General features: G+C 34.5%; 28 protein-coding genes and 1 pseudogene. 22 read left to right on the forward strand and 7 right to left on the reverse strand.

Going from position 1 to position 24934, the window contains the following annotated elements; genetic code table 11:
• The first annotated feature begins 96 nt into the window (after nucleotides 1-96).
• The 7 genes from CER22_RS14895 to CER22_RS14925 all read left to right on the forward strand — a co-directional run bounded on the left by CER22_RS14895 (nucleotide 97) and on the right by CER22_RS14925 (nucleotide 6711).
• A complete protein-coding gene (locus tag CER22_RS14895) occupies nucleotides 97-714 on the forward strand; it encodes an NUDIX hydrolase N-terminal domain-containing protein (protein WP_088063114.1) in 618 nt (205 codons plus the stop codon).
• A gap of 104 nt (nucleotides 715-818) precedes the next feature.
• Nucleotides 819-1421 (forward strand): DedA family protein, encoded by a 603-nt coding sequence (locus CER22_RS14900; RefSeq protein WP_000881203.1) that lies wholly within the window; start codon nucleotides 819-821, stop codon nucleotides 1419-1421.
• 96 nt (nucleotides 1422-1517) lie between these two features.
• A complete protein-coding gene (locus CER22_RS14905; protein ID WP_002071458.1) occupies nucleotides 1518-2897 on the forward strand; it encodes a putative polysaccharide biosynthesis protein in 1380 nt (459 codons plus the stop codon).
• Between the two features lie 184 nt (nucleotides 2898-3081).
• Nucleotides 3082-4023: a magnesium transporter CorA family protein gene (locus CER22_RS14910; RefSeq protein ID WP_000932392.1), complete on the forward strand. Its 942-nt coding sequence runs from the start codon at nucleotides 3082-3084 to the stop codon at nucleotides 4021-4023.
• A 198-nt stretch (nucleotides 4024-4221) separates the two neighbouring features.
• Nucleotides 4222-5118: a permease gene (locus tag CER22_RS14915; RefSeq protein ID WP_000418724.1), complete on the forward strand. Its 897-nt coding sequence runs from the start codon at nucleotides 4222-4224 to the stop codon at nucleotides 5116-5118.
• Between the two features lie 3 nt (nucleotides 5119-5121).
• Nucleotides 5122-6009, forward strand: coding sequence for a TIGR03943 family putative permease subunit (locus CER22_RS14920; protein WP_088609011.1), 888 nt, complete (start codon nucleotides 5122-5124; stop codon nucleotides 6007-6009).
• A gap of 195 nt (nucleotides 6010-6204) precedes the next feature.
• Nucleotides 6205-6711, forward strand: a complete 507-nt coding sequence (locus CER22_RS14925; RefSeq protein ID WP_000141167.1) for an acyl-CoA thioesterase — start codon at nucleotides 6205-6207, stop codon at nucleotides 6709-6711.
• A 126-nt stretch (nucleotides 6712-6837) separates the two neighbouring features.
• On the opposite strand, the gene CER22_RS14930 is transcribed toward CER22_RS14925, so the two are convergent.
• Complete coding sequence (locus tag CER22_RS14930; protein WP_000505094.1) at nucleotides 6838-6924, reverse strand: YjcZ family sporulation protein; 87 nt, start codon at nucleotides 6922-6924, stop codon at nucleotides 6838-6840.
• Between the two features lie 160 nt (nucleotides 6925-7084).
• Between CER22_RS14930 and cls the strand changes: the two genes are divergently transcribed.
• From cls to CER22_RS14950, 4 genes are all read left to right on the forward strand, one after another.
• On the forward strand, nucleotides 7085-8269 hold the full coding sequence (gene cls, locus CER22_RS14935) for a cardiolipin synthase (RefSeq protein WP_142291719.1): 1185 nt from the start codon (nucleotides 7085-7087) through the stop codon (nucleotides 8267-8269).
• A gap of 31 nt (nucleotides 8270-8300) precedes the next feature.
• Nucleotides 8301-8759: a spore coat protein gene (locus tag CER22_RS14940; protein WP_000340548.1), complete on the forward strand. Its 459-nt coding sequence runs from the start codon at nucleotides 8301-8303 to the stop codon at nucleotides 8757-8759.
• Nucleotides 8760-8946: 187 nt separating this feature from the next.
• A complete protein-coding gene (locus CER22_RS14945; protein ID WP_001045960.1) occupies nucleotides 8947-9126 on the forward strand; it encodes a hypothetical protein in 180 nt (59 codons plus the stop codon).
• A gap of 243 nt (nucleotides 9127-9369) precedes the next feature.
• Nucleotides 9370-9990, forward strand: a complete 621-nt coding sequence (locus CER22_RS14950) for an NAD(P)-dependent oxidoreductase (protein WP_088063116.1) — start codon at nucleotides 9370-9372, stop codon at nucleotides 9988-9990.
• Between the two features lie 25 nt (nucleotides 9991-10015).
• Here CER22_RS14950 and CER22_RS14955 read toward each other — a convergent pair whose 3' ends face one another.
• From CER22_RS14955 to CER22_RS14965, 3 genes are all read right to left on the reverse strand, one after another.
• Nucleotides 10016-10498, reverse strand: coding sequence for a DUF456 domain-containing protein (locus CER22_RS14955; protein ID WP_046959211.1), 483 nt, complete (start codon nucleotides 10496-10498; stop codon nucleotides 10016-10018).
• A 1-nt stretch (nucleotide 10499) separates the two neighbouring features.
• Entirely contained in the window at nucleotides 10500-11807 is a 1308-nt protein-coding gene (locus CER22_RS14960) for a hemolysin family protein (RefSeq protein WP_000353742.1), read from the reverse strand.
• A gap of 208 nt (nucleotides 11808-12015) precedes the next feature.
• The gene (locus CER22_RS14965; RefSeq protein ID WP_088609012.1) at nucleotides 12016-12885 is read right to left on the reverse strand and encodes a hypothetical protein; all 870 of its coding nucleotides are present in this window, start codon (nucleotides 12883-12885) and stop codon (nucleotides 12016-12018) included.
• A gap of 244 nt (nucleotides 12886-13129) precedes the next feature.
• On the opposite strand from CER22_RS14965, the gene cbpA reads away from it, so the two are divergent.
• From cbpA to CER22_RS14985, 4 genes are all read left to right on the forward strand, one after another.
• Nucleotides 13130-13777, forward strand: coding sequence for a cyclic di-AMP binding protein CbpA (gene cbpA / locus CER22_RS14970; RefSeq protein ID WP_088063119.1), 648 nt, complete (start codon nucleotides 13130-13132; stop codon nucleotides 13775-13777).
• Nucleotides 13778-14213: 436 nt separating this feature from the next.
• Complete coding sequence (gene brnQ4 / locus CER22_RS14975; RefSeq protein WP_395940407.1) at nucleotides 14214-15551, forward strand: branched-chain amino acid transport system II carrier protein BrnQ4; 1338 nt, start codon at nucleotides 14214-14216, stop codon at nucleotides 15549-15551.
• A 66-nt stretch (nucleotides 15552-15617) separates the two neighbouring features.
• Nucleotides 15618-15947: a chaperone CsaA gene (csaA, locus tag CER22_RS14980; RefSeq protein WP_046954946.1), complete on the forward strand. Its 330-nt coding sequence runs from the start codon at nucleotides 15618-15620 to the stop codon at nucleotides 15945-15947.
• 17 nt (nucleotides 15948-15964) lie between these two features.
• Complete coding sequence (locus tag CER22_RS14985; RefSeq protein WP_088609013.1) at nucleotides 15965-16492, forward strand: DUF1572 domain-containing protein; 528 nt, start codon at nucleotides 15965-15967, stop codon at nucleotides 16490-16492.
• Here CER22_RS14985 and CER22_RS14990 read toward each other — a convergent pair.
• Together CER22_RS14990 and CER22_RS14995 are read right to left on the reverse strand one after the other, a co-directional pair.
• Entirely contained in the window at nucleotides 16465-16770 is a 306-nt protein-coding gene (locus CER22_RS14990) for a hypothetical protein (RefSeq protein ID WP_048543104.1), read from the reverse strand. The genes CER22_RS14985 and CER22_RS14990 overlap by 28 nt on opposite strands.
• A 4-nt stretch (nucleotides 16771-16774) precedes the next feature.
• The gene (locus CER22_RS14995) at nucleotides 16775-17071 is read right to left on the reverse strand and encodes a hypothetical protein (RefSeq protein WP_088609014.1); all 297 of its coding nucleotides are present in this window, start codon (nucleotides 17069-17071) and stop codon (nucleotides 16775-16777) included.
• Between the two features lie 89 nt (nucleotides 17072-17160).
• Here CER22_RS14995 and spoIIP point away from each other — a divergent pair, with 89 nt between their 5' ends.
• The 5 genes from spoIIP (at nucleotide 17161) to CER22_RS15020 (ending at nucleotide 21915) form a co-directional block, all read left to right on the forward strand.
• Nucleotides 17161-18315: a stage II sporulation protein SpoIIP gene (gene spoIIP, locus CER22_RS15000; protein ID WP_088609015.1), complete on the forward strand. Its 1155-nt coding sequence runs from the start codon at nucleotides 17161-17163 to the stop codon at nucleotides 18313-18315.
• A gap of 222 nt (nucleotides 18316-18537) precedes the next feature.
• Entirely contained in the window at nucleotides 18538-19035 is a 498-nt protein-coding gene (locus tag CER22_RS15005) for a GNAT family N-acetyltransferase (RefSeq protein WP_141542753.1), read from the forward strand.
• Nucleotides 19036-19046: 11 nt separating this feature from the next.
• Nucleotides 19047-19787 carry a M15 family metallopeptidase gene (locus CER22_RS15010; RefSeq protein ID WP_088609016.1) on the forward strand — a complete coding sequence of 247 codons (741 nt, stop codon included), beginning with the start codon at nucleotides 19047-19049 and terminating at the stop codon, nucleotides 19785-19787.
• Nucleotides 19788-19810: 23 nt separating this feature from the next.
• Nucleotides 19811-20257 carry an NUDIX hydrolase gene (locus CER22_RS15015; protein WP_076537077.1) on the forward strand — a complete coding sequence of 149 codons (447 nt, stop codon included), beginning with the start codon at nucleotides 19811-19813 and terminating at the stop codon, nucleotides 20255-20257.
• 185 nt (nucleotides 20258-20442) lie between these two features.
• Nucleotides 20443-21915: an amidase family protein gene (locus CER22_RS15020; protein ID WP_088609017.1), complete on the forward strand. Its 1473-nt coding sequence runs from the start codon at nucleotides 20443-20445 to the stop codon at nucleotides 21913-21915.
• 48 nt (nucleotides 21916-21963) lie between these two features.
• On the opposite strand, the pseudogene CER22_RS15025 reads toward CER22_RS15020, so the two are convergent.
• Nucleotides 21964-23180 (reverse strand): annotated as a pseudogene (locus tag CER22_RS15025) (MFS transporter).
• Between the two features lie 275 nt (nucleotides 23181-23455).
• Here CER22_RS15025 and CER22_RS15030 point away from each other — a divergent pair.
• Together CER22_RS15030 and CER22_RS15035 are read left to right on the forward strand one after the other, a co-directional pair.
• Nucleotides 23456-23884, forward strand: coding sequence for an NfeD family protein (locus tag CER22_RS15030; RefSeq protein ID WP_087982739.1), 429 nt, complete (start codon nucleotides 23456-23458; stop codon nucleotides 23882-23884).
• Nucleotides 23885-23886: 2 nt separating this feature from the next.
• Nucleotides 23887-24858 (forward strand): SPFH domain-containing protein, encoded by a 972-nt coding sequence (locus CER22_RS15035; RefSeq protein WP_088063126.1) that lies wholly within the window; start codon nucleotides 23887-23889, stop codon nucleotides 24856-24858.
• The last annotated feature ends 76 nt before the right edge of the window (nucleotides 24859-24934 follow it).

A 24934-nucleotide genomic window follows, 5' to 3' on the forward strand; every position in this document is an offset into this window, starting at 1 on the left:
AGATTGGAACATTATCAATCTCTTTTTTTGTATAATAAAGATGTATCAATTGAATTGAAGTAATATTTACTTAATAAAGAATGGAGATGTGGAAACATGACAGTTAAGTGGGTTGATTGGGTAAAACAAATACAATCTATAGCTCAAGCGGGTTTAACGTATTCTAAAGATGTGTATGATATAGAGCGTTTCCAACAATTACGGGATATTTCCATTTCGATGATGTCACATTATACAAAGACAGATTGGGAAATAGTAGAGAAGTTATTTGCAAGTGAGACAGGCTATCAAACACCTAAAGTTGATATAAGAGCAGTCATTTTTCAAAATGAAAAACTATTATTTGTGAAAGAAAAAAGTGATGGGAAATGGGCATTGCCAGGTGGATGGGCTGATATCGGTTATACGCCGACAGAAGTAGCAGCAAAAGAAGTTTTAGAGGAGACGGGTTATGAAGTAGATGATTTTAAGCTACTCGCTATATTTGATAAAGAAAAACATCAACCATCGCCTTCAGCAACACATGTATATAAAATTTTTATTGGCTGTAAGATTGTTGGTGGTGAAAAGAAAATTAGTATTGAAACAGAAGATGTGGAGTTTTTTGGTGAGAATGAATTGCCTAATTTATCGATTGCTAGAAATACAGAAGAGCAAATTAAAGAAATGTTTGCCTACATGAAAGAACCTCAAAAAGAAACATTAATAGATTAATAATGCTTATGCCGATGATATTGTTGAAATGAAGATATTGGCAGAATGCAACCTTTATGTAATAATGGGATGGTATGTGAAGAAAAAAGGAGATAGAAAATAAAATGTTAGCAAGCATAATAGATCAGTTATTGCAATTTTTTGCAAGCTTAGGTTACTTTGGAGTAGCGCTAGCTTTAATGATTGAAATTATCCCGAGTGAGATTGTACTTTCGTATGCTGGATTTTTAGTAGCGGATGGTAAAATTAGTTTTGTTGGTGCAGTTATCGCCGGAACTATTGGTGGTACTTTAGCCCAAATCTTTTTATACTGGCTTGGATATTACGGAGGGCGTCCGGTTGTAGAGAAATATGGGAAATATCTACTTATTAATAAACACCATTTAGACATAGCAGAAGGTTGGTTTAAGCGTTACGGAGCAGGAGTAATCTTTTCTGCACGCTTTATCCCAGTCGTACGTCATGCAATCTCTATTCCAGCAGGATTAGCTAAAATGCCGTTAAAACTATTTACACTATATACAGTAGTTGCGATTATTCCATGGTCAATACTATTTATATACTTAGGTGAAAAGCTTGGTGGAAATTGGCGACACATTAAAGAGTATGCATCTGATTACACACATTACATAATTATAGGAGCTGTTCTCTTTGTTGCTCTATACTTCGGTTTAAAGTATTTAAAAAAGAAAAAAGCAGCGCGTTAAAGTCAATGATTTTTCATTGGCTTTTTTATTTGTTTCGGTTCTAAAAAAAAGGAGTTGTCCATAATGTGTAATAATAAAGCGTAGCGGAGGAATGTGATGAAAGGGTCACCGTTTATACGTGGAACGATATTTTTAACGATGGCAACGATGATATCTAAAATGTTAGGATTTATATATGTTATACCATTTACAGCAATGGTTGGTACGAGTGGGTACGTTTTATACACATATGCATATCGTCCTTATACGATTATGCTCAGCATTGCGACGATGGGACTACCACTTGCCGTTTCAAAAATGGTATCAAAATATGATCAACTGAATGATTATCATACGGTTAAGAGAGTGCTAAAGAGCGGTATCTTTTTTATGTTAATAATGGGAGTAATCTCATGTTTTACGCTATATATATTAGCTCCACATTTAGCTAAACTTGTAATCGATGGAAATGATCAAACAGGGAATAGTGTAGCAGCGGTCACTACTAATATCCAAATTGTAAGTTTTGCGTTAATACTTGTACCGGTAATGAGTTTATTAAGGGGATTCTTTCAAGGGTTTCAATCGATGGGGCCTTCTGCTTTAAGTGTAGTTGTTGAGCAGTTTTTTCGGGTCTTAACCATTTTAATAGGAAGCTTTGTCGTTTTATATATTTTAAAAGCTTCTATCTCGCTAGCAGTTGGTATTTCAACGTTCGGTGCCTTTATGGGAGCGATAGGTGGATTAACTGTTTTAAGTGCGTATTACATAAGAAGGAGAAAGCACTTAAAGAAAAAAGAAATGGCGAGTATTCCGCAAACAACGAAATCTTTCTTCTCACTGTATAAGGAGCTCTTTACATATTCAATACCGTTTGTTGTGGTTGGTTTAGCAATTCCGTTGTATCAGACGATTGATACATTTACAATTAATAAACTACTTATACAAATAGGGTATATGCAAGGAGAAGCGGAGAAGATAAATGCAATAATTGGTCTTGTTCAGATGGTTGTACTCATCCCAGTTTCCGTTGCGACTGCTTTTAGTATGTCTCTCGTACCTGAGATGACAAAAGCCTATACAGCAGGGAATGTGAAGTTACTGTACAAACATTTTACGAGAACGAATGTATTAGTAGTAGGTATTACGGTACCAGCGGCGATTGGAATGATGTTGTTAGCAAAACCAGTATATACTCTTTTATTTGGTGCCGGAAATGATCCGGAGATGGGGAGAGTTATTTTACAGTATTATGCTCCTGCCTGTATACTATTTTCGCTTTTTACAGTAACAGCTGCGATGTTACAAGGAATTAACCAACAACAGAAAACAGTGCTAGGATTAGTAATTGGCATTATTGTAAAGATAGTTTTAAATATCGTATTGCTTCCGTATTTCGATTATGTAAGTTTTATTATTTCAACATACGCTGGTTATACGATTTCAGTTGGCTTTAACTTGTGGATGCTTTCTAAATATGTTATAAAGGCAACATAAGCTTTTTAAGGCAGAGAGCACTCTGTCTTTTTCTTTGTTTAGAATATTTTTCTTATAAAAACGTTTTCAAAATAATTTTTCTATTGAAATTTAAACGTATGTTTCATATGCTGAGAATGGCGGTTCAAAAACTGTTATGTAAGAGAGGTAGATTCCTACATGTAAAAAGAATCGGGGTGATAGTATGTTAAATATTTATTTAACAGACCGAAACGGAAAACTACAAGAGGTTGAGGAAATGCAAAAGGGTTGCTGGATTAATGTACTTCATCCAACGGAAGAAGAAATTCAATATCTAGTACAAACTTTAAATGTAGACTTAGATTTCATTAAAGACCCTTTAGATGATGAAGAACGCTCTCGTATTGAAAAGGAAGACAATAATACCTTAATAATCGTGGATATTCCAACAGTTAGACATGATGAAGAAGGAAATTCGATTTATGACACGATTCCAATAGGTATGATTGTAATGCCAGATTGCTTTGTGACAATTTGTTTAGAAGAAAACCCAATTTTCGAACGCTTTATTAATCAACGTATTAAAGAATTTTATACGTTTAAAAAGACACGCTTTGCACTTCAGCTCTTATATACGATTTCTACTTATTATTTAAGATACTTAAAGCAAATTAACAGAAAAACAATCGATTTAGAGCATCAATTAAATAAGTCGATGAAAAATAAAGAGATTTTCACATTGCTAGGCCTTGAAAAAAGTTTAGTTTACTTTACAACATCATTAAAGGCGAATAAAATTGTAATTCAAAAATTAATGCGTAACAGTACATTTTTAAAAATGTATGAAGACGATCAAGATTTATTAGAAGATGTATTAATTGAAAATAAACAGGCTATTGAAATGGCGGAAATATATAGTCACATTTTAAGTGGAATGATGAATACTTTTAGCTCCGTTATATCAAATAATTTAAATAGTGTTATGAAACTGTTAACGTCTATTACAATCATTTTATCATTACCAACGATGGTTTCTAGTTTCTTTGGAATGAACGTAAAGGTTCCGTTTGAAGGGGAAGCACATGGTTTTGTAATTGTACTCATAATATGTGTAACACTATCTTTCACATTAGCATTTGTTTTTTGGAAGAAACGTTACTTTTAACGAGAAGAAAGCTGCTCTAGCATAGTTATATAACTGCGCTAGAGCAGCTTTTTTGCTATGAAATCGAAAGTTTTGAATAGAATATAACTTATAAAATGTAATGTATATGAAGGAAGTGAATTCCGTATAAGCCTTGTCCAATTCATAAAATGGGGTTAAAATTACATATTGTTAATGAAAAGTTGGAGGAAATACATCATGGAATTGTTTCAATTACCGAAAGCATTCCTGCAAATGAATACAATCTTTATCTCCATATTGATCGAAGCACTTCCTTTTGTGCTCATTGGTGTATTTATTTCAGGATTCATTCAAATGTTTGTGACAGAGGATATGGTAGCAAAATGGATGCCGAAAAACCGTTTTCTGTCTGTTTTAATGGCTACTTTTTTAGGTATGATGTTTCCAGGTTGTGAATGTGGAATCGTTCCGATTGTAAGACGGTTAATCGGAAAAGGGGTTCCACCATATGCCGGGATTGCATTTATGTTAACTGGGCCAATTATTAATCCGGTCGTATTATTTGCAACATACGTTGCCTTTGGAAGTAGTATGCACATGGTATGGTATCGTTCTATCGTAGCGATTATCGTAGCAATTATCGTTGGAATTATATTATCATTTATGTTTAAAGAACATCAATTACGAGATGATCACTTCCCAGAAGTGAATCATAAGCGTCCATTACGTAAAAAAATGTGGGATGTATGTACGCATGCTGTTGAGGAATTTTTCTCGATGGGAAAATATTTAGTATTAGGTGCGTTAATTGCAGCGGCAGTTCAAACGTTCGTACAAACTTCAACACTTCTTGCTATAGGACAAGGGCCGTTCTCTTCACCAGCTGTTATGATGGGACTAGCTTACATTTTATCACTTTGTTCAGAAGCGGATGCGTTTATTGCTTCGTCATTCCAAAGTACATTTTCAACAGCATCACTTGTCGCGTTCCTCGTATATGGACCGATGGTGGATATTAAAAATATGTTTATGATGCTTGCGACATTTAAAACGAAATTTGTAATTGTCGTTACAGTTACAGTTACACTTGTTGTTTATGCAAGCTCACTACTCATTTATGCGATGGGGTGGTAGGTTATGTTTCGAGCATATATATTATTAGGTTTTACAATCTTAATTGCGCAGCTTCATATTTCAGGTAATATTACGAAGTATATCAATATGAAGTATGCCTATTTATCAAAAACAGCAGCTATTATTTTAGGTTTTTTAACGGTCGTTCAAATTATTATCGTTTTCCAAAAAGAACATCAAAAAGAAAAAGAACATCAAAAAGAAAAAGAACAGCACAATTGTGGTTGTGATCATAGCCATTGCGGGCATGATCATTCAAAAGATGAGAATACATGGTGGAAAAAAGCATTTTCGTACTCATTGTTTTGTTTTCCGATTGTCTCAGGGCTGTTTTTCCCGATTGCAACGTTAGATTCAGATATCGTTAAGGCGAAAGGATTTCATTTTCCTGTTGCACAAGCAGAAAGTACAGATCCATTTATGACAAGGCAATTTCTAAGACCTGATACGAGCATTTATTACGGGAAAGAAGGATACCGTGGTGTAATGGAAAAGGGGAAAAAAGAGTTTGTTACGAAAGATAGTATTACTTTAAAAGATGAAGATTTTCTAAAAGGGATGGAAACAATTTATAATTATCCTGGCGAGTTTACTGGGAAAAAATTATCTTTTAAAGGGTTTGTTTTCAAAGATGACTCTTCTCAAAAAGAACAATATTTCTTATTCCGTTTCGGGATTATACATTGTGTAGCGGATTCTGGTGTATATGGTATGTTAGTGAAAAAACCAGAAGGTGTAGAATGGAAAAATGATGATTGGATTCAAGTTGAAGGAGAAATATCAACGGAATTTTATCAGCCATTCCATGCGAATATCCCTGTATTAGAAGTAACGAAATGGAATAAGGTTGAACCGCCAAAAGAACAATATGTATTTAGAGGAGCCGATTGATAACATCGGTTCTTTTTTGTGGACTAAGAGTTCTGAATGTTGTTAATATTAAACGTGTAGTGATAGTAAGCTCATACCGTTCTAGTGTTAATGGGAAATGGAACTCTTACCGAACTTCTTTGCTCCAGCCGAATTTTGTGGTGGGAGTCTTAATGTCTGCAAATAGCGGGTTAAATAATCAAAGAGGTGATAACAATGACTGAAGTAAAAGGGAAAACAGCTAATGAGTCTAGAGTGTTTAAAACGAGCCGAGTATTTCCAACAGATTTAAACGATCATAATACGCTATTTGGTGGGAAGATATTAGCCGAGATGGATATGGTTGCTTCTATTTCAGCAACGAGGCATGCAAGAAAAGAATGTGTCACAGCATCTATGGATTGGGTAGATTTCTTACATCCTGTTCGCTCTTCAGATTGTGTTAGTTATGAATCTTTTGTAATTTGGACGGGTAGAACTTCTATGGAAGTATTTGTGAAGGTAGTAGCAGAAGATTTAATTTCGGGTGAGAAACGTATAGCAGCAACGTCATTTGTTACTTTTGTTGCGCTTAGTAAGGAAAATAATCCGGTTCCTGTGCCGCGAGTTATCCCTGAAACAGAAGAAGAGAAAGAATTACATCGCATTGCAGTGTTACGTGCAGAACAACGCCATATACGTAAGGCGGAGAGTAAGAAAGTAGCTACATTATTAACTTTTTGAGTTGAATATGTAGTCGTTAAAGGTACAATAACAAACGGAAATGTTTTTCATATGAAAAGCGGACACCTAAAAATAGGTGTCCGCTTTTATAGTTTTTTCATCCACATATCATATGACGATAACTACTTAGCAGAAGCAAGCAGCACCGACGATGATTAAGAGGATAAATAATACGACTAATAGCGCGAATCCATTACCATGTGCAAAGCCCATTGTTATTTCCTCCTTTTATTTTAAGATACAACATACAATATGCAAATGAGCTATCGTTTGATATGGACATATATCATGTAATGACATATTTTCTTGAATGATATTGTATTAAAAAAGGGAAGATATAGAAATAACGGTAAGTGGAGGAAGGAAAATATCCATGAAACACTTTTTCGTTGTAATCCTTTGTTTAATAGGTATATTCATTTGGATGAACATCGATGTGGAAATGGGGAAAAAAATGGCTAGTGAATATGAATTAGGGCAAGTTCGATTAGGTGAATTTCAACTATATACGAACGGTGAAGAGTTATATACGAAATTATTTGAGGATATACGTAATGCAGAAAAGTACATATATATCCATTTTTATATTGTAGGTAAAGATGAAATAAGCAAAGAGTTTTTGCAGTTACTCGAGAAAAAGGCATCGAGTGGAGTAGAAGTAAAATTGTCAGTTGATCGAATAGGTGGATATAAGCTGAAGAAAAAGATAATTCGTCAACTAAAAAGCAAAGGTGTCCAGTTTACGTTTAGTAAAAAACCTAAATTGAAACATTTATTCTATTCGTTGCATCAACGAAACCATAGACGCATTGTTACGATTGACGGAAAAGTATCATATATCGGCGGCTTTAACATTGGAAAGGAGTACCTTGGACAAGATCCGAAATTTGGCCCGTGGCGTGATTATCATGTACGAGTTAAGGGGAATGGTGCCACGGATATGGAAAGAAAGTTTGCTGCTGACTGGAAAGAAGATACGGGAGAAAAAATGCCTATACATAAAAGTCTACCTGCAATTGGGCATGTAAAATATCAATATTTATTTTCAGATGGAAAAGGGTTATGGGAAAAATATGGAGCGCTTTTAAAGCAGGCTAAAAAGTCTTTAATTATTGCTACGCCATATTTTGTACCAAGTAAAGAAATGATGAAAGAGTTAAAAGGTGCATTAAACCGAGGTGTCAATGTGAAAATTCTCGTACCATTTAAAAGCGACGCAGTATTGTTAAAACAAGCTGCCTATCCGTATTTGAGAGAGATGAACCATGCTGGAGCGGAGATCTATCAATATCGGAATGGTTTTTTTCACGGGAAAGTAACAATCATTGATGGAGAAATTGTTGATATAGGTACAGCGAATTTTGATAATAGAAGTTTTTATTTAAATTGTGAATCTAACTGTATCATATATGATACAACAGTTGTTGCTGACGTATGGAACCGATTAAAAGAAGACTTTCATAAATCAAAAAGATTTTCAGAAGAAGACTTTGAGAAAATTAGTAAGTGGGATTGGTTTTTAGCAAGAATAGCAAATGTTATAGCATCATATTTATAACATATAGACAAAAGAGAAGGGAGGTATTTTCATGGATTGTATGAAAGAATTAATGAGGTATAGTTATATGCTTATTTATAAGGTTGGGGAGTATACAGGAGAGGTAAGAGACGAAGAATTAAAAGAGCTATTACAGCATCATTTACCATATATGTTGCAAGCGTATAATGAACAAGTGAATTTTCAAGAAGGAGAGAATGTACAGCATATAACTTGTGAACCAATTTCATCTCATTTTCATGAAATGGAAAAGGAAACTGATAGTAAATATACAGGGGATATCCATATTGCAACTTGTTATATTTCGCATTTAAAACGGTTAGCACTAAAGTTCGCTCAAGTGGCAGTTGAAGTTGCGAATCCAGAATTCCGCTCGTTCTTAGAAAATTGCTTCCTGAAAATGAATCGTTATGCCTATAGTGTATGGCAATATGTTGTGAAGAAAGAGTATAAGATTAAACATGTATATGAAAATGAGAAGTTTGCATAAGAAACTAAGGCGGAAAGATAGGCGCCTTAGTTTTTTACTTTTCATGGAGAAAAAAGACTAGGTGTACATATCTATTATTAGAAAATTTACAAATATTTACCGTTTATTTACTATTTTTCAATCTTTCCTTTAAAAATAGAGAGTAATATGGGGGTTGTACATATTCTATCTAAAGGAGGAAACGCAAATGAACAAATGGGTTAAATCATTAACTGCTATGGCACTTGCAAGTTCTTTATTAATGGTAGGTTGTAGTAAAGGTGAGGACAAGAAGAAAGAAGACGATACAACAACACAACAAGAGGACAAAAAGGATAAAGAAACAAGTGGAACTGAGAAGTCTACAGATTCTAAAGAAAAGAAATAAAGTGAAACTTTAATCAGTGGGGCATCCCCCACTGATTATTAGTTGAACCAATCGGGCTTTAACGGGCAGTTGATCCCCATCTAACTTCTTTGTTTTTACTGAATTTTGAGGTGGGGTCTTACTGCCCGTTAAAGCGGGGTAAAATAATAATAGAGCTTCCTCTTATATATGAGGAAGCTTTTTTGTTGTAAATTGATTGAGATTATTGAAAAATAGAGGGAGAATGAAATAGGGGGAAAACAAATGAAAGTATGTATATTAGGAGCAACAGGTCGAGTAGGTTCAAATATAATAAAATTAGCATTAAAGGATGCAGCTGAAGTAACTGCATTAGCACGTGATTTAAATAGAATAGAAATACAACATGAAAGGTTACGAGTAATAGAAGGTAATGTACTAAATGAAAATGATATAAAGAAAGCGATAGAAGGAAGCGATATAGTAATTAGTGCACTTGGAACGGATCAAAATGGGACATTGGCGAAGAGTATGCCACATATTATAAAGAAAATGGAAGAAGTAGGGGTTCATAAAATCATTACAATAGGAACAGCAGGTATTTTACAAGCAAGAACAAATCTAAATTTATATCGTTTTCAATCAGCTGAATCAAAAAGGAAAATGACAACAGCAGCAGAAGATCATTTAGCTGCATATAAGATACTTAGTAGTAGTAATTTATGTTGGACGGTCGTTTGTCCGACGCATTTAATAGACGGTGATGTGACAGGAGTGTATCGAACTGAAAAAGATGTATTACCAGAAGGGGGAGCGAAAATAACAGTTGGTGATACAGCGCAATTTACGTGGAATCTGTGTAGTGAAAACAAATATGAGAATAGCCGAGTAGGTATTTCATATTAAAAAAACCATCCCGAAATTGGGATGGTTAAAAGATGATATAACATACAAATATGAGAATCATAATGATTTGGAGAATAGCTTTCGCTACTGTGCTGCTTAAAAAACCAACTACAGTAGCAACTCCTACTAGAAAGGCGTCTTTTGGCGCTTTTTTATGCATGAGTTCTGTAATAAATACCGATAAGAACGGTATGATAATTAAACCGAATGGTGGGAAGAAGAAAGATCCGACAATGATAGAAATCATACCGACACGTTCTCCCCATTTAGAACTTCCGTATTTCTTTAAGAAATATCCATTTGCAATAAAATCAGCCACGAAAATAAATAGTGTGAAAATGACTTGAATAATCCAAAAGGAAGTTGTTAGTTCTCCGCCATTTATACCAAAATGGTAAATGAAATATCCAGCCCAAACAGCAAGGATGCCTGGAATGATAGGATAAATAAAGGCGAGAAATGAAACAATGAAACAGGCAATGATACAGATTGTTAATAATACTGTCACTTTATAACTCCTTCTTCGTGTCTAATTTATGTACCGCAATTTTTTTCACTTGATGTCCATCAAGTTCTAGTGCTTTAAATTGAAAACCGGCAAATTCAATGGAATAACCAGCTTCAATATTTAAATCAACTGCTTGAGAGAGGAGCCAGCCTCCAATTGTATCTAAATCGCTATCATCAATATGCAGGCCAAACATATCATTTACTTCAGAAATGAGCACCTTCCCATCTAAAACAGTAAGCTTCGGCGTACGTTTTTCAATCATAGGTGATTCATCCGCATCAAACTCATCTTGAATTTCTCCAATGATTTCTTCAAGAATATCTTCCATTGTTAAAAGTCCAGCAGTACCACCATATTCATCCATAATGATTGCCATCTGAACGCGATTCTTTTGTAGATGTACTAATGTTTTGCGAATTGGAACAGTTTCAAATACAGTTAGTACTGGATGTATGTAAGATTCAAGTGGTTTATGAATGCCTTTCGTTTGATCGTGAAATACTTCTTTCGTATTGATCATACCGATAATATCATCTTTATCTTTTTCGATGATCGGATAGCGTGTATACTTTTCAGTTGCGACGATATCCATATTCTCTTCTAACGTATTTTCAGTAGATAAGCAAATCATTTCTGTACGAGGGACCATAATTTCTTTCGCGACCCGGTCGTCAAATTCAAAAATATTATTTACATATTTATATTCGGTTTGGTTTATTTCGCCGCTTTTGAAACTTTCACCTAAAATGAGTCGTAGTTCCTCTTCAGAATGGGCAAGTTCATTTTCTTTCGCAGGCTCTAAACCGAGTAGTTTTGTGAAAAAGATTGCCGTACTATTAAGTAGCCAAATGAATGGATACATAATTTTATCAAATAAAATAAGTGGTCGTGCAAACTTAAGTGTGATTGCTTCAGCTTTTTGAATGGCGAAAGACTTTGGAACTAATTCACCTAATACAACATGGAAAAATGTAATAACACTAAAAGCAATAATAAAGGATAAAGTATTCGCCATTGTTCCAGTAATATTAATCTTTTCAAAGAGCGGTCGTAGTAAATGTTCCACAGTCGGTTCACCAAGCCAACCAAGCCCTAAAGAAGTAATCGTAATCCCGAGCTGACAAGCTGATAAATAAACATCTAAATTAGATAGGACACTTCTTGCAGCTAAAGCTTGTTTATTGCCTTCATTTGCAAGTTGGTCAATGCGACTTTTTCGTACTTTTACAACAGCGAATTCTGATGCAACGAAAAAGCCGGAAATAAGGATGAGCACAAAGATGAGAAAAATATTTAATATGTCCAAGTGTGTTCTCTATTCCGTAGTTTGGAATAAAGATGTCACCTCCTGCGATTATGTTATACTTTTATAATAAATCCAAACGAAAAGAATAGTCAAAGAAAAAGGGTAAATATTGGTATGTTTCTGCAATAGTTTTTGAATTTGCTGTTATTTTGTCCGCTATACAAAAGGAATAACCCCCTACTTTCATATTATAGAGGGTTATTTCAAATTAAGGTTTTGGAATACTTCTCGTTAAAGCGTATGATTGTTGTTTAACGTGATTTGTCGTCCATAGTGTTTGAAGGAAAGAGAGTATGCAATACGGGATATACAAAAGTAATAAGCTAATTGTAACAATAACAGGTGCATTTCCACCGAATTGAACGACAAATTGCAATAGTCCGCTTGCATGAAAAACGCATTCCATAATAACGAATGAAAGAATAATGGAACCTAGAATAGATTTATGATTCGAAGTAAGCGCTAAAAACAATGTATCTACAAGGAAAGAAGATTGTTTTATTTCATATTCATTGGTGTTACTTAAGAAAGGAACCCACTTTTTTATTGCTTGCATAACGATAATCATGGAAGTACTACAAACGATGATAAAAGATGAGTAGTAAGGAAGCTTTATCAATTTTGCGATGTATAGGAGTAGTAATAAGACCGAACATTGTAATAATACAGTACAAAAAGAGTAGGGTATCCATTTTAATAAATAAGTGAACTTCTTAACCGATTGAGGTGCTTTAAAAAATAAATGGCCGATCCCTAAGCTGATAAAGAATCCAATCGCAAGAGTAAAGGTAAAACGAACAATCGATAAAAAATATATTTCCCATATGTAAGGGAATAACGGTGTTGAATGATTAGAAGTATGAACCATTTGATTTGCTGAGAAAAAGATAGATTCGTGCATCCAATCAATCTTTGGAATTGTCATAGAAGAAAGTTGTGCGAAGTTATGAAAAATGCTTATAAAGCCAGTTATGTATGAGTATTTATGTGTAATGAATAATGCAGGAATAGGACTAATGATAAATATAATGAGAACACCAACGATAAATTTACATATATGTGAGCGCAATAAAGACATGTAATCACCTACTCTTAGAATATTCAGAAAATTCTTATTATTATTTTAGCTTTTTTCGGCGTAAGTTACAATATATTTTTCTTAAAGAAATTTAGTATTGTAGGGGATATAAGTGAATGAAACGTGAATAAATTATGACAAGAAAATAAATAATTTTCAGAAAAGTAAAATAAATTATTTATTTTTTTCTGAAAATATAATATAGTTATGGCACAGAAAGTATTTTAACATAAGGAGGCTGTTTATGAGGATTAAAGGGAATTATGTGCCGAAAAAGGAAGTTTTATTTTGCTCAAGTTCAATTACGATAGGGGAAGCACTGGAGCATTTAAATAAAACTGGGTATCGTTGTGTACCAGTTTTAGATGAAAAAAAAGAGAAATATTTAGGGAATGTATACAAAGTAGATATTTTAGAATATAAAGGTTCGCTGGAAGAGAGTGTAGTACAATTATTAAACGATAAAGAAGGTTATGTTAGAGAAGATTCTTCGTTCTTTAAAGTATTTTTTACAATAAAAAAATTACCTTATTTATCAGTAGTTGATGAAAATGGAGTCTTTCTTGGAATTTTAACGCATAAAAAGGTTTTCGAGTTATTAGAAGATGCTTGGGGCGTTCATTCTAGTAAATATTCTGTCATGATTGGGACACAAGATTATAATGGGGCCATTCAAAAATTATCGACAGTATTAAAGAAATATACAGGTATCCAAAGTTTAATGACTTTTGATAATGATGCCTTATTAGTTCGGAGAATTATGTTTACATTAGGAGAAGAGTTTAACGACGGTGAATTAGAGACGTTACTGAAAGATTTAGAAGATCACGGATTTAGAGTTGTGTATGTGGAAGAGATGAAAAATCCACGCGAAGTTGAAACGATAGAGTAACATGCAAAAGCCATCTAATTATGTTGGATGGTTTTTGTTATGTTACTTGAATAAAGTTATTTAAAAATAATGATAGGATAAAAGTCGAGATTGTAACAATATTTGTGTAAAAGAATAAAAAATGTAGATAATTTTGATTTTCAAAAAAATCAATTTGAAAATATGTTTTTATTTTTCAACTAAATATGTTACTATATGTGTGATAAAAACAAAGAGGTCTGACAACTATACTCCACGCAATAACACTCTAATGAGTTAAATATTCAAAAAAATCAAAAATTAATAATTAGAGTAAAAATAAGGGGAATGGAGAAATTATGGAGAAAGACACTGCTTTGTAAGGGGCATATTTTATCAGCTTGAGCAGAGAGGAGGATGCATAGCATATTGTGAAAATAGAGATAAACAATGAAAAAGTGCTATGCAAATGAAAAGTATGAAGGGACGTTTAAGGCCAGGTGATACGGTAGCAATCGGTTTAATGTTATTTGCACTATTTTTAGGAGCAGGAAATTTAATTTTCCCACCAGTTTTAGGGCAACAAGCTGGAGAGAATGTTTGGATTGCTACAATTGGATTCCTTGTGACGGGAGTCGGATTACCCCTATTAGCTGTAACAGCTGTCGCGTTTGTAGAGGGGGACTTGAAAGCGCTATCTTCTAGAGTTCACCCAATATTCGCGTTTATTTTCCCATTGATTAGTTATTTAGCAATTGGACCATTTTTCGCGATTCCGCGTACTGGAGCCGTTTCATTTGAAATGGGTATGAAGCCATTTTTATCAGAGGCATTGGTTTCCGAATGGTACATGCTATTTCTTTTCACGATAGTTTTCTTCGGAATAACTTGGTATTTATCATTAAATCCATCTAAATTAGTGGATTGGTTCGGAAAATTTCTTACACCATTGTTAGTATTGATTGTTGCTGTTATTGTTGGAAAGGCAATTATTGATCCAATTGGAGAACCAGCTGCGCCGCTAGCAGCATACAAAGAAAATGCTTTCTTTGGTGGATTTATACAAGGATATTTAACGATGGATGCAATTAGTGCGCTTGTATTTGGAATTGTCGTTGTACAAGTTATCCGTTCTAAAGGAATAAAAGAAAGTAGTCAAGTTGCAAAAATAACAGTAGTATCAGGTATTATTGCAGTACTTGGTTTAACGTTAATTTATTTATCACTTGCTTATCTTGGTTCAACAAGTACATCACTTGGTGTATCAGAGAATGGTGGACTTATTTTAACGAATGTTGTAAATGAGTTATATGGAACAAGTGGTAAAATTTTATTAGGGCTCGTTATTATACTCGCTTGTTTAACAACTTCTGTTGGATTAACATCAGCTTGTGCTGGCTTCTTTACAAACTTATTCCCTAAACTTTCGCATAAAGCGATTGTAACGATGGTATGTGTGTTTAGTTTAATTGTATCTAACCTAGGTTTAACACAATTAATCACAGTTACTTTACCAGTGTTAATGATCATTTATCCAGTTGCAATCGTATTAATCGTACTTTCTTACTTCCATAAATGGATTGGGAAGCGTAATACCATTTATATTGGAGCTATTCTAGGCGCATTGTTAATTAGTTTCTTTAACGGTTTAGAAAGTGCGAACATTAAAATTGACGCGATTTCTAACGTACTACAAATGTTACCATTATATAATGAAGGAATAGGATGGTTAATCCCATCATGTATTGGCGGGATTCTTGGTTTCTTCTTCTATAAATCAAATGAATCAAGTGAACTACAAAAGAAAGGTGCTTAGGCGCCTTTCTTTTTTTAAAGGGGATTTTATTGTTTTGTCTAAGTAATAAATGGGAGGAATGATAAAATGGCTAATTTTGAAGATTTTTTAGCTTTGGATTTACGAATTGGAACTGTAACACATGCAGAGGAATTTAAAGAAGCAAGAGTTCCAGCGATTAAACTAGAAATTGATTTTGGAGAGCTTGGAATTAAGCAGTCAAGTGCTCAAATTACGAAGAGATATACCCCAGAAGATTTAATCGGTCAGCAAATCGTTGCTGTTGTAAATTTTCCGCCAAAACGTGTAGCTGGATTTAAATCAGAAGTGCTTGTTTTAGGGGGAGTACCTGAAGCCGGTGATGTCGTATTACTTCAGCCCAATATGGAATTACCAAATGGAACGAAAATTAGTTAGTGTAAAGGCGGGGGAACATGGATATTGGACGAGAATATTTACAATGTGCCATTTCGAATTTTGAAGCAACAAAGAAACAAGGGGAACGGGTGCTTTCTCAATTATCATATGAACAGATTGAATGGTCTTCTCATGAAGCAACAAATAGTATAGCGGTTATTATAAAGCATCTGCAAGGTAATATGCGTTCTAGATGGACGGATTTTTTAACATCTGATGGTGAAAAAATAAATCGTAACCGAGACGCTGAATTTGAAGATGGTTATCATTCTAAGGAAGAGGTTCTCGCAGCATGGAATGAAGGATGGGAATATGTTTTGAAAACGATGCATGTGCTAACGCCAGAAGATTTATTACAGACGGTATATATTCGCAGTGAAGCACATACTGTCATGCAAGCAATTGAAAGACAAATTTCTCATTATGCTTTGCATATTGGACAGATTATTTACATTGGGAAGATGTTAAAAGAAAATGAGTGGGAATGTCTAAGTATTCCTAGAGGACAGTCTGCACGTTATGTAGAGAAAAAACGTTCAACATAATAATAGGAAAGAAACCGATATAAAATGGGAAATAAGAAAATCACCCAAATAATAGATGGTTCTGTAATCATAAGCATGCTGCCAAAAATAAGTCCGTATATAATAAGAAAGAAATTAAAAAGCGTATTTACAGGGATAAATCGTGAGATGAACACTTGCTGTCGTTTAAAGCAATCACTGTGAAATAAATAAAAGCGGAAGTACGATGTGGCAATAATAAGATCTTTCTTTCGCACAATTCTTTTTTTGCATGTATGACAGATGAATGGTGGTTGCATTTTATTACGCTCCATTTTTTATTTTCGTAATAACGTAAGACAAGATTAAGTGCAAGGTGTATATCCCTATATATCCTCCTGATATAAGAAAAAATGGATTTAGTAAAATTCCATGAATGCTTGTCATGAAAACTAAATCTTGTATTAAAACATCATATATATTAATAGAAATAATTGTACCGAGTACATAAAGTGCTAAGTACGCTGAAATATGTAAAGCAACACGGATTGTAGGATGCTTAGCAAGCCAATAAAAAATAAATGATAGTACAATGGGTAATGTTCCTATTAGTAGCTTCAATTCATTTCACCTCATTAACAATATAGCCGGAATTTAGACGGTCTATTCTCTAGAGCTTGTACATAACTTGAAATAGAGAGGGTGATAGTATGAATCGAGGCTTTTTTTATGTGAAGTTCACAAGTGTACGTAAGTTAGTTTTATTTATTATTACTACAGTACTAGCGACTTTTTTTCTTATTAGTATGATGGTAACCTCTATGAAAGAGACAAAGTCAACGTATTTATATAATTGGTTAAATGAGTTATCGATGAATGGTTACATGTACGTTCTTGGGAAAGAGAATCATTATTTTACACAGGAGTATCGAAATTTAAATCAAGATTTTTCAATTTCTTCGTTTCTCTTTTCTATGGCTACGAATATTCGTTTTAATGATGTACGCAGTTTTGTCGGAAAAGAGCTACCTGGTTTTGGAAAGTACGATACAGAAATTGTTATTGCGGGTGAAGGGACAAATTACTCTAACTTACCGATAGAGTCGAGCGTTCCGCTTGAAGAAGTGGTAAAAGAACGAACTGGTGAAGGTGGACAGGCTCAAAAGCCGAATACGAACAAAGAGAAAAAGCAACCGGCTCAAACAACAGGAAAAAGACAAGTTGCGCTTATTTATCATTCGCATAGTTGGGAATCTTATTTGCCGTTACTAAATTTAGCAAACGATCCAAATCCGAATAAAGCAACAAGTTCCGTCACTAATATTTCAATAGTGGGCGATCGATTTCGTGAACAATTAGAAAGTGAAGGGATAGGAGCTACTAACGACAAGACTGATGTCGGCCAAAAGTTGATTAGTAAAGGGTTAAATAGTAATAGTTCTTACAAAGTGTCACGGGAAATTGTACAAGAAGCAATGACAGGCAATAAAGAACTGCAGTACTTCTTTGACTTGCATCGTGATAGTGCTCGGAAAAATGTCACGACAAAAGCAATTGGAGATAAATCATATGCAAAGCTTGCTTTCGTAATAGGGAAAGGCAATAAAAATTATGAAAAGAACTTACAATTAGCAACAGCTCTTCATGAGGAAATTAATAAGAAATATCCAGGAGTGAGTCGTGGTGTCATTCAAAAAGGATTCCAAACAGGAAATGGTGTCTACAATCAAGACTTATCAGGACAAGCGATATTAATTGAAGTTGGTGGCGTAGATAATACGGAGGAAGAACTAAATCGATCGATTGATGCCCTTGCTAAAGCATTTGGTGAATATTTCTGGCAGGCAGAAAAGGTGAATGGATAAAATGAAACATAAATTTGTGGGAGAGTCTGAAAAAACGTGAGTGTAAAGCTTGCGTTTTTTGTCATGATGAGACGTCACAGAATAGACATAATTTGTCGTTGTTATAGTAATATCGAAATTTGTCAAATTATACTGGGAGATTTACAAAGGGATTTTCGGGAAAGTAGAGAAAATCTTTTTACAAGGAAAACTTTTTATTATAAAACGGGTAGGGTGATAGAAGTGATTAGGGAGATCAAAATAGAAGATGCAGCACCATTTTTGCAATTAAGTAAGCAATTAGATGAAGAAACGAAATTTATGCTATATGAACCAGGCGAAAGAAAATTTACAGCCGAGCAACAAGAACAAATGATTCATCGCTTTATAGAAAATGAATATGCAACAATATTCGTAGCAGTTGAAGAAGGAAGTATAGTAGGGTTTATTTTAGTGAATGGAAATCATATTCAAAGAAAGAGACATGTAGCAAGTATTGTAATTGGTATTTTGCAAGAGTATAGCGGGCGAGGTATTGGGACGAGATTGTTTAAAGAGGCTGAGAAGTGGGCAAGATTACATGATGTATGGCGTTTAGAATTAACGGTAATGGCCCACAATACAAGAGCTCAGGCACTATATAAAAAAGTTGGATTTGAGAAAGAAGGTGTCAAAAGAGCAGCTCTTATTATCGGTGGAGAGAACATCGATGAGTATGAAATGGCCAAATTATTAAAATAAGAGGTCGTTATATGAAAAAAAGATGGATACTACTTGGTATCGTAGCGATGATACTCATTGTTGGAGTAGCAGGAATCAATTATAAAATGTATAAGGATAAGCAGGCGCGCGAGGTAAATGTGAATAACATATTTCCGAAAGCGAAAGAAACGATTGCCAATATGGATGGTGATATTGCGGTAATTAGTAATCCGAATTCGATGCTTGTGCTTGTGAATAAAAGTAGACGTTTACCAGATGGATACAGACCGCCAGATTTAGTTATTCCGAAAGTGCGCTACTCAAGTGAAGGTGATCAAGAAAAGAAAAAAATGAGGAAAGAAGCAGCAGGGGCGCTAGAGGAAATGTTTCAGCAAGCTGATAAGGAGCATATTTTCTTATTTGCAGTATCGGGATTTAGATCTTTCGATCGACAAAAAGCATTAAATACGATGTATAAAAAGCAAGATGGAGCAGTAAAAACAGCGATGTCGAGTGCGGTTCCTGGTACGAGTGAACATCAAACAGGGCTTGCTATGGATATTACATCTCAAGCTGCTAAGTTTCAGCTAGAGACAATTTTTGGTGAAACGAAAGAAGGGCAGTGGCTGTCTGAAAATGCCCATAAATTTGGGTTTGTAATTCGATATACAAAAGAGAAAGAATCGCTTACGGGCTATCGATATGAACCATGGCACGTAAGGTATGTGGGTAACCCACAAGCTACATATTTATATGAAAATCAACTGACGCTTGAAGAAGTAACGCAGTGAGCAATTGAGGGGAGAGAAGGATTATGACGGTGTTATATAAGAAAAAAGTACACGCATATGTGACAAGAGAAAAAGAAGGAGTTATGCAACTGCTTGTTTTTAAACATCGTGATATACCTGAAGCTGGTATACAAGTACCAGGGGGAACAGTTGACGAAGGGGAAACGTTAGAAGCAGCAATTTTACGTGAAGTACAGGAAGAGTCTGGATTACGTCATTTATGCATAGAAAGATTCCTAGCCGATTACATCATACTTGTGAAAGAGAAAAAGGAATATCAAAAGCGGCATTTTTTCCACGTAACTTTACTAACAGATGTAAAAGATGATTGGGAACATATTGTAAGTGCCGGTGAGGAAGATCAAGGGTTAGTATTTTGCTACGAATGGATTGATATTGCAAAATGCCCTGCACTAGCTGGGAAACAAGGTGAGTTTTTACATTTGTTAGATGAGGTATATGTAAAGTAATAAAAGAGTCTGAAGCGGAAATTTAATCGTTTCAGACTTTTTTATTTTTCAGGAAATAAAAGGTTTTTACATTGGTAAGTTGAATTCTTTGAAAGGGATTGTAGTTGTATATGCGAGGAGCGGAGAAAATGAAAAAGTAATAGATACACGTTATCAATAAAAGCTTTTAAAGAAGGAGAATGAAGATGGAGATTCAGTTCAATGCTCGATTACAAAAAGAATTAACAATTCATGATATACAAGTAGCGATGGAAGCTGGGCAATTAACTTCAAAAGAATTAGTTATGTATTATCTTCATAGAATCGCGAAATATGATCAAGAAGGGCCAAAAATCAATTCTATTTTAGAAATCAATCCTGACGCTATTTTTATTGCAGAAGCGCTAGATTATGAAAGAAAGACAAAAGGTGGACGGGGACCATTACATGGTATACCTGTTTTACTTAAGGACAATATTGAAACGAATGACTCTATGCATACAAGTGCAGGTACGATTGCCCTGGAACAAAATATAAGTAGTGAAGATGCATTTCTCGTTACGAAACTTCGAGAGGCAGGAGCAGTAATAATAGGAAAAACAAATATGACAGAATTAGCAAATGCAATGTCTTTTGACATGTGGGCTGGATATAGTGCAAGAGGTGGACAAACAATCAATCCATATGGGACGGGCGAGGATGATATGTTTGTTGGTGGCTCTAGTACGGGGTCTGCAATTGCAGTTGCTGCTAACTTTACAGTAGTATCTGTTGGAACGGAAACGGATGCTGCTATTTTAAGCCCGGCTGTTCAAAGTTCTGTAGTCGGTATTAAACCGACTGTTGGTCTAATTAGTCGTAGAGGCATTATTCCGTTCACGTATTCGCAAGATACAGCTGGTCCATTTGCTAGAACGGTTACAGACGCTGCTATTTTGCTAGGGAGTTTAACTGGGGTAGACGAGAAGGATGTAGCTACTCATAAAAGTGAAGGTATAGCAGAACATGATTATACAAAATATCTTGATGTTAACGGTTTACATGGAGCAAAGATTGGTGTATATAGCAATGCACCAAAAGATTATTATGAAACTGGTGAATATGATGAAAAATTGTTTAAGGAAACGATTGAAGTATTGCGTAGTGAGGGAGCAACAGTAGTAGAAAATATTGATATTCCGTCTTTTCATAGAGAATGGAGCTGGGGAGTATCGCTCTATGAATTAAAGCATAGTTTAGATAACTATCTTTCTAAATTACCTTCTACTATGCCAGTACATTCTATTTCAGAGTTAATGGCGTTTAATGAAAACATAGCTGAAAGAGCTTTAAAATATGGACAAACTAAGTTAGAAAGAAGAAAAGATTTTCCTAATACGTTAAGAAATCCAGAATATTTAAATGCAAGATTAGCAGATATATATTTTTCAAAAGAACAAGGTATTGATTTTGCACTGAAAAAATATGATCTTGATGCGATTCTATTCCCTTCCTATATCGGCTCGACTATATGTGCGAAAGCAGGTTATCCGTCTATGGCGATACCTGCGGGATATATGGATAACGGAAGACCGTTTGGAATTACTCTTGCAAGCACTGCTTTTTCTGAGGGGACCTTGATTAAACTAGCATATGCTTTTGAACAAGCGACAAAGCATCGGAAAATCCCTAACTTATAATGAATAAAATAAATAGGACAGGAATTCCTGTCCTATTTATTTTATTCATTAAAGTGAAATATCTTTTTTCTCTGTTTTATCATATTTTAATAAGTTAAATGATAAACAAGCAGAGCACAATATAAGGATAGAAGCGAGAATATAAATAGTACGAACACCGAACAGGTCGGTAATAATGCCAACGCTAAGCATAGAAAGACCAGAAGCTGTTGAAAGAAGTGCGCCGTGTGCTGTATACATTTTGGATAATAAAGAAGGAGCGACGCTGGATTGTAAAACCGTCGTTTGAGAAATATCTCTAATTTGATAACATGGCCCCATTAGAACGCATAGAAAAAGCGCAATAAACCCGCTACTTGTCATACCATATAAAAATGTAAGAATACTAAACATAAGGGAGCCTATCGCCATGGAGCGTATTAAATTGTTTTGAATGTATGTACTCATTTTTCACGCTAATATCCCGCCAATTAACGTCCCCGCATAATAACTTGTGTTAATATATCCCCACCATTCTTCTCCTTTATGAAGGACAGTTGTTACATAAGCCATCGTAATAGCACCAATCCAAATCGTCCCTGCGAAAGTTTCCATTAAGTCCATACATGTGACGGTACGGAGAGATGGATTTTGAAATAAGAGTTTCCAACCTTCCAATAAAGCAGCGCCTTTTGAAGAAGAAGGCTCTATTACTCGTTCATTATGTATAGAACGTAATGAAATGTGTAGTGCAACACATCCAAAAATCATCAAAATGTTATTCATCATGAGTGTAGAGGTGGCGCCGATAAGAAGAACAATAACACTTGTAAATGAATAAGCAGCGGCTTGCGCAATTTGTGTGGAAAAGGAAAAAATACTATTTACTTTTACTAAATTTTCTTGTGGTGTAAGGCGCGGCAGAATACCGTAAAGTAATGGAGCGCTCCAGCCACTACATAATGAAATGAAAAAATGAAAATGAATAGTGCTACAATGTTTGTGGACAGGGGTGGGAATAATATCATTAATAAAAATAAGAGAGCAGTTTTTGTCCATTGTAGTGTAAAAAGTAAGGAATAAGATGAAAAACGATTCATGATAAGTGGTGCAGATGTATTTGCTATAAGATTAGTTATAACTTGGAGTAATGGAAATAGAGCAGTTAATGTAGCTGATTTCGTTGTGATATACATATGGGTTGTAATAATCATGATGTATACGATATCAGCGAGAGTAATACATATTTTTGATCCTAAATAGTAAGTTAATGAACGATTTTGCAATAAGCACACCACCTTCCTAAAAAATAATATTTCAGTATTTAAAATAATTATAATTTAAAAAATAAATTTCCGGAAGAATTTCATTTTTTGTCACTTTTTGAAAGGGATTTTCATGTATAATGAAGAATATATTAATATAGTATTTTATTGATGCTTTTTATAACAGTGAATATGTACAATAGCTTGTAGTAAATGCCCCGGTATAAGAAAGGGCGGATAAACCATTCTTTTCTTCATATACATATAGAAAATGAGAAAGAAAGCGAGGGTTGCATATGGCTGCTTGGGTAATTTGGTTTATAATAGCTGGTATTTTATTTATTGCGGAACTGTTGTCGATTACGTTTTATATGCTTTGGCTTGGAATTGGAGCTGTTGTCGGAGGTCTAATTGCTTTGTTTGCCCCTGAAGCACTACTGTTACAAGTTGTTGCTGGTGCGATTGTAAGTTTAACATTGACTTTCTTTACGAAAAGAATTTCAAAAAACTTTCGAGAAGCAAAAGGTTTTACTGATACAGTAGATTTGCTTGTCGGTAAAAAAGGTATTGTTATGCAAGCGATTACAAATGAAGCGAATGGTATTGTGAAGGTGGATGGAGATACTTGGACAGCTATTGCAGATGATCCAATTGATGTTGGAGAAAAAGTTATTGTTATAAAGAGGAATAGTACTATATTACAAGTTAAAAAGGAGAGTGAATAAATATGGCAGTAGCATTAACATTAACGATTATTTTAGCACTAATTGTTGTTACATTTATCGCGTTAACAATTAAAATTATTCCACAGCAAAAAGTTGGAGTCGTTGAAAGATTTGGTAAGTTTCAACGTGTTATGCAGCCAGGATTAAATTTATTAATCCCGATTGTAGATCGAGTTCGTGTATATCATGACTTACGTATTCAACAAACGAATGTACCACCCCAAAAGGTAATTACGAAAGATAATGTACAAGTAGAGATTGATACAATTATTTTCTATCAAATTGTGGAACCGGAACTTGCGACATATGGTATTTCAAACTATGAATATGGTGTTCGTAACATTACTTCTGCAACGATGCGTCAAATCATTGGTAATATGGAACTGGATGAAACGTTATCAGGTCGTGAAAAAATTTCAACAGAAATTCGCTTAGCACTTGATGAAGCAACAGAAAAATGGGGCGTTCGTATTGAACGTGTTGAAGTTGTTGATATTAATCCGCCGAAAGATGTGCAAGCATCAATGGAAAAACAAATGAAAGCAGAGCGTAATAAACGTGCAATCATTTTAGAAGCTGAAGCTGCAAAACAAGATAAAGTTCTTCGTGCTGAAGGGGAAAAGCAAAGTAAAATCTTAATGGCTGAAGGTGATAAAGAAGCACGTATTCGAGAAGCTGAAGGTATAAAAGAAGCAAAAGAATTAGAAGCGCAAGGGGAAGCAAGAGCGATTGAGGAAATTGCAAAAGCAGAACAAAATCGAATTGAATTACTTCGTGCAGCAGATTTAGATGAACGCGTACTTGCTTATAAATCATTTGAATCATTGATTGAGGTTGCAAAAGGGCCAGCAAATAAAGTCTTTATTCCATCTAATGCAATTGAGACGCTTGGTACTCTCGGGGCCATTGGAGAAATCTTTAAAGAAAAACAAGCGAAGAAATTGCCTTCTTCAGATACACAAAAAGAACAATAAGAGTGAAAAAGAGAAATGGAATGCCGTTTCTCTTTTTGTTTTTATCTAGATAAAAAATATTAGCCTCTTTGCTACT

The organism is Bacillus sp. K2I17, from assembly GCF_002209985.1.
GTDB classification, from domain to species: Bacteria; Bacillota; Bacilli; order Bacillales; family Bacillaceae_G; genus Bacillus_A; species Bacillus_A wiedmannii.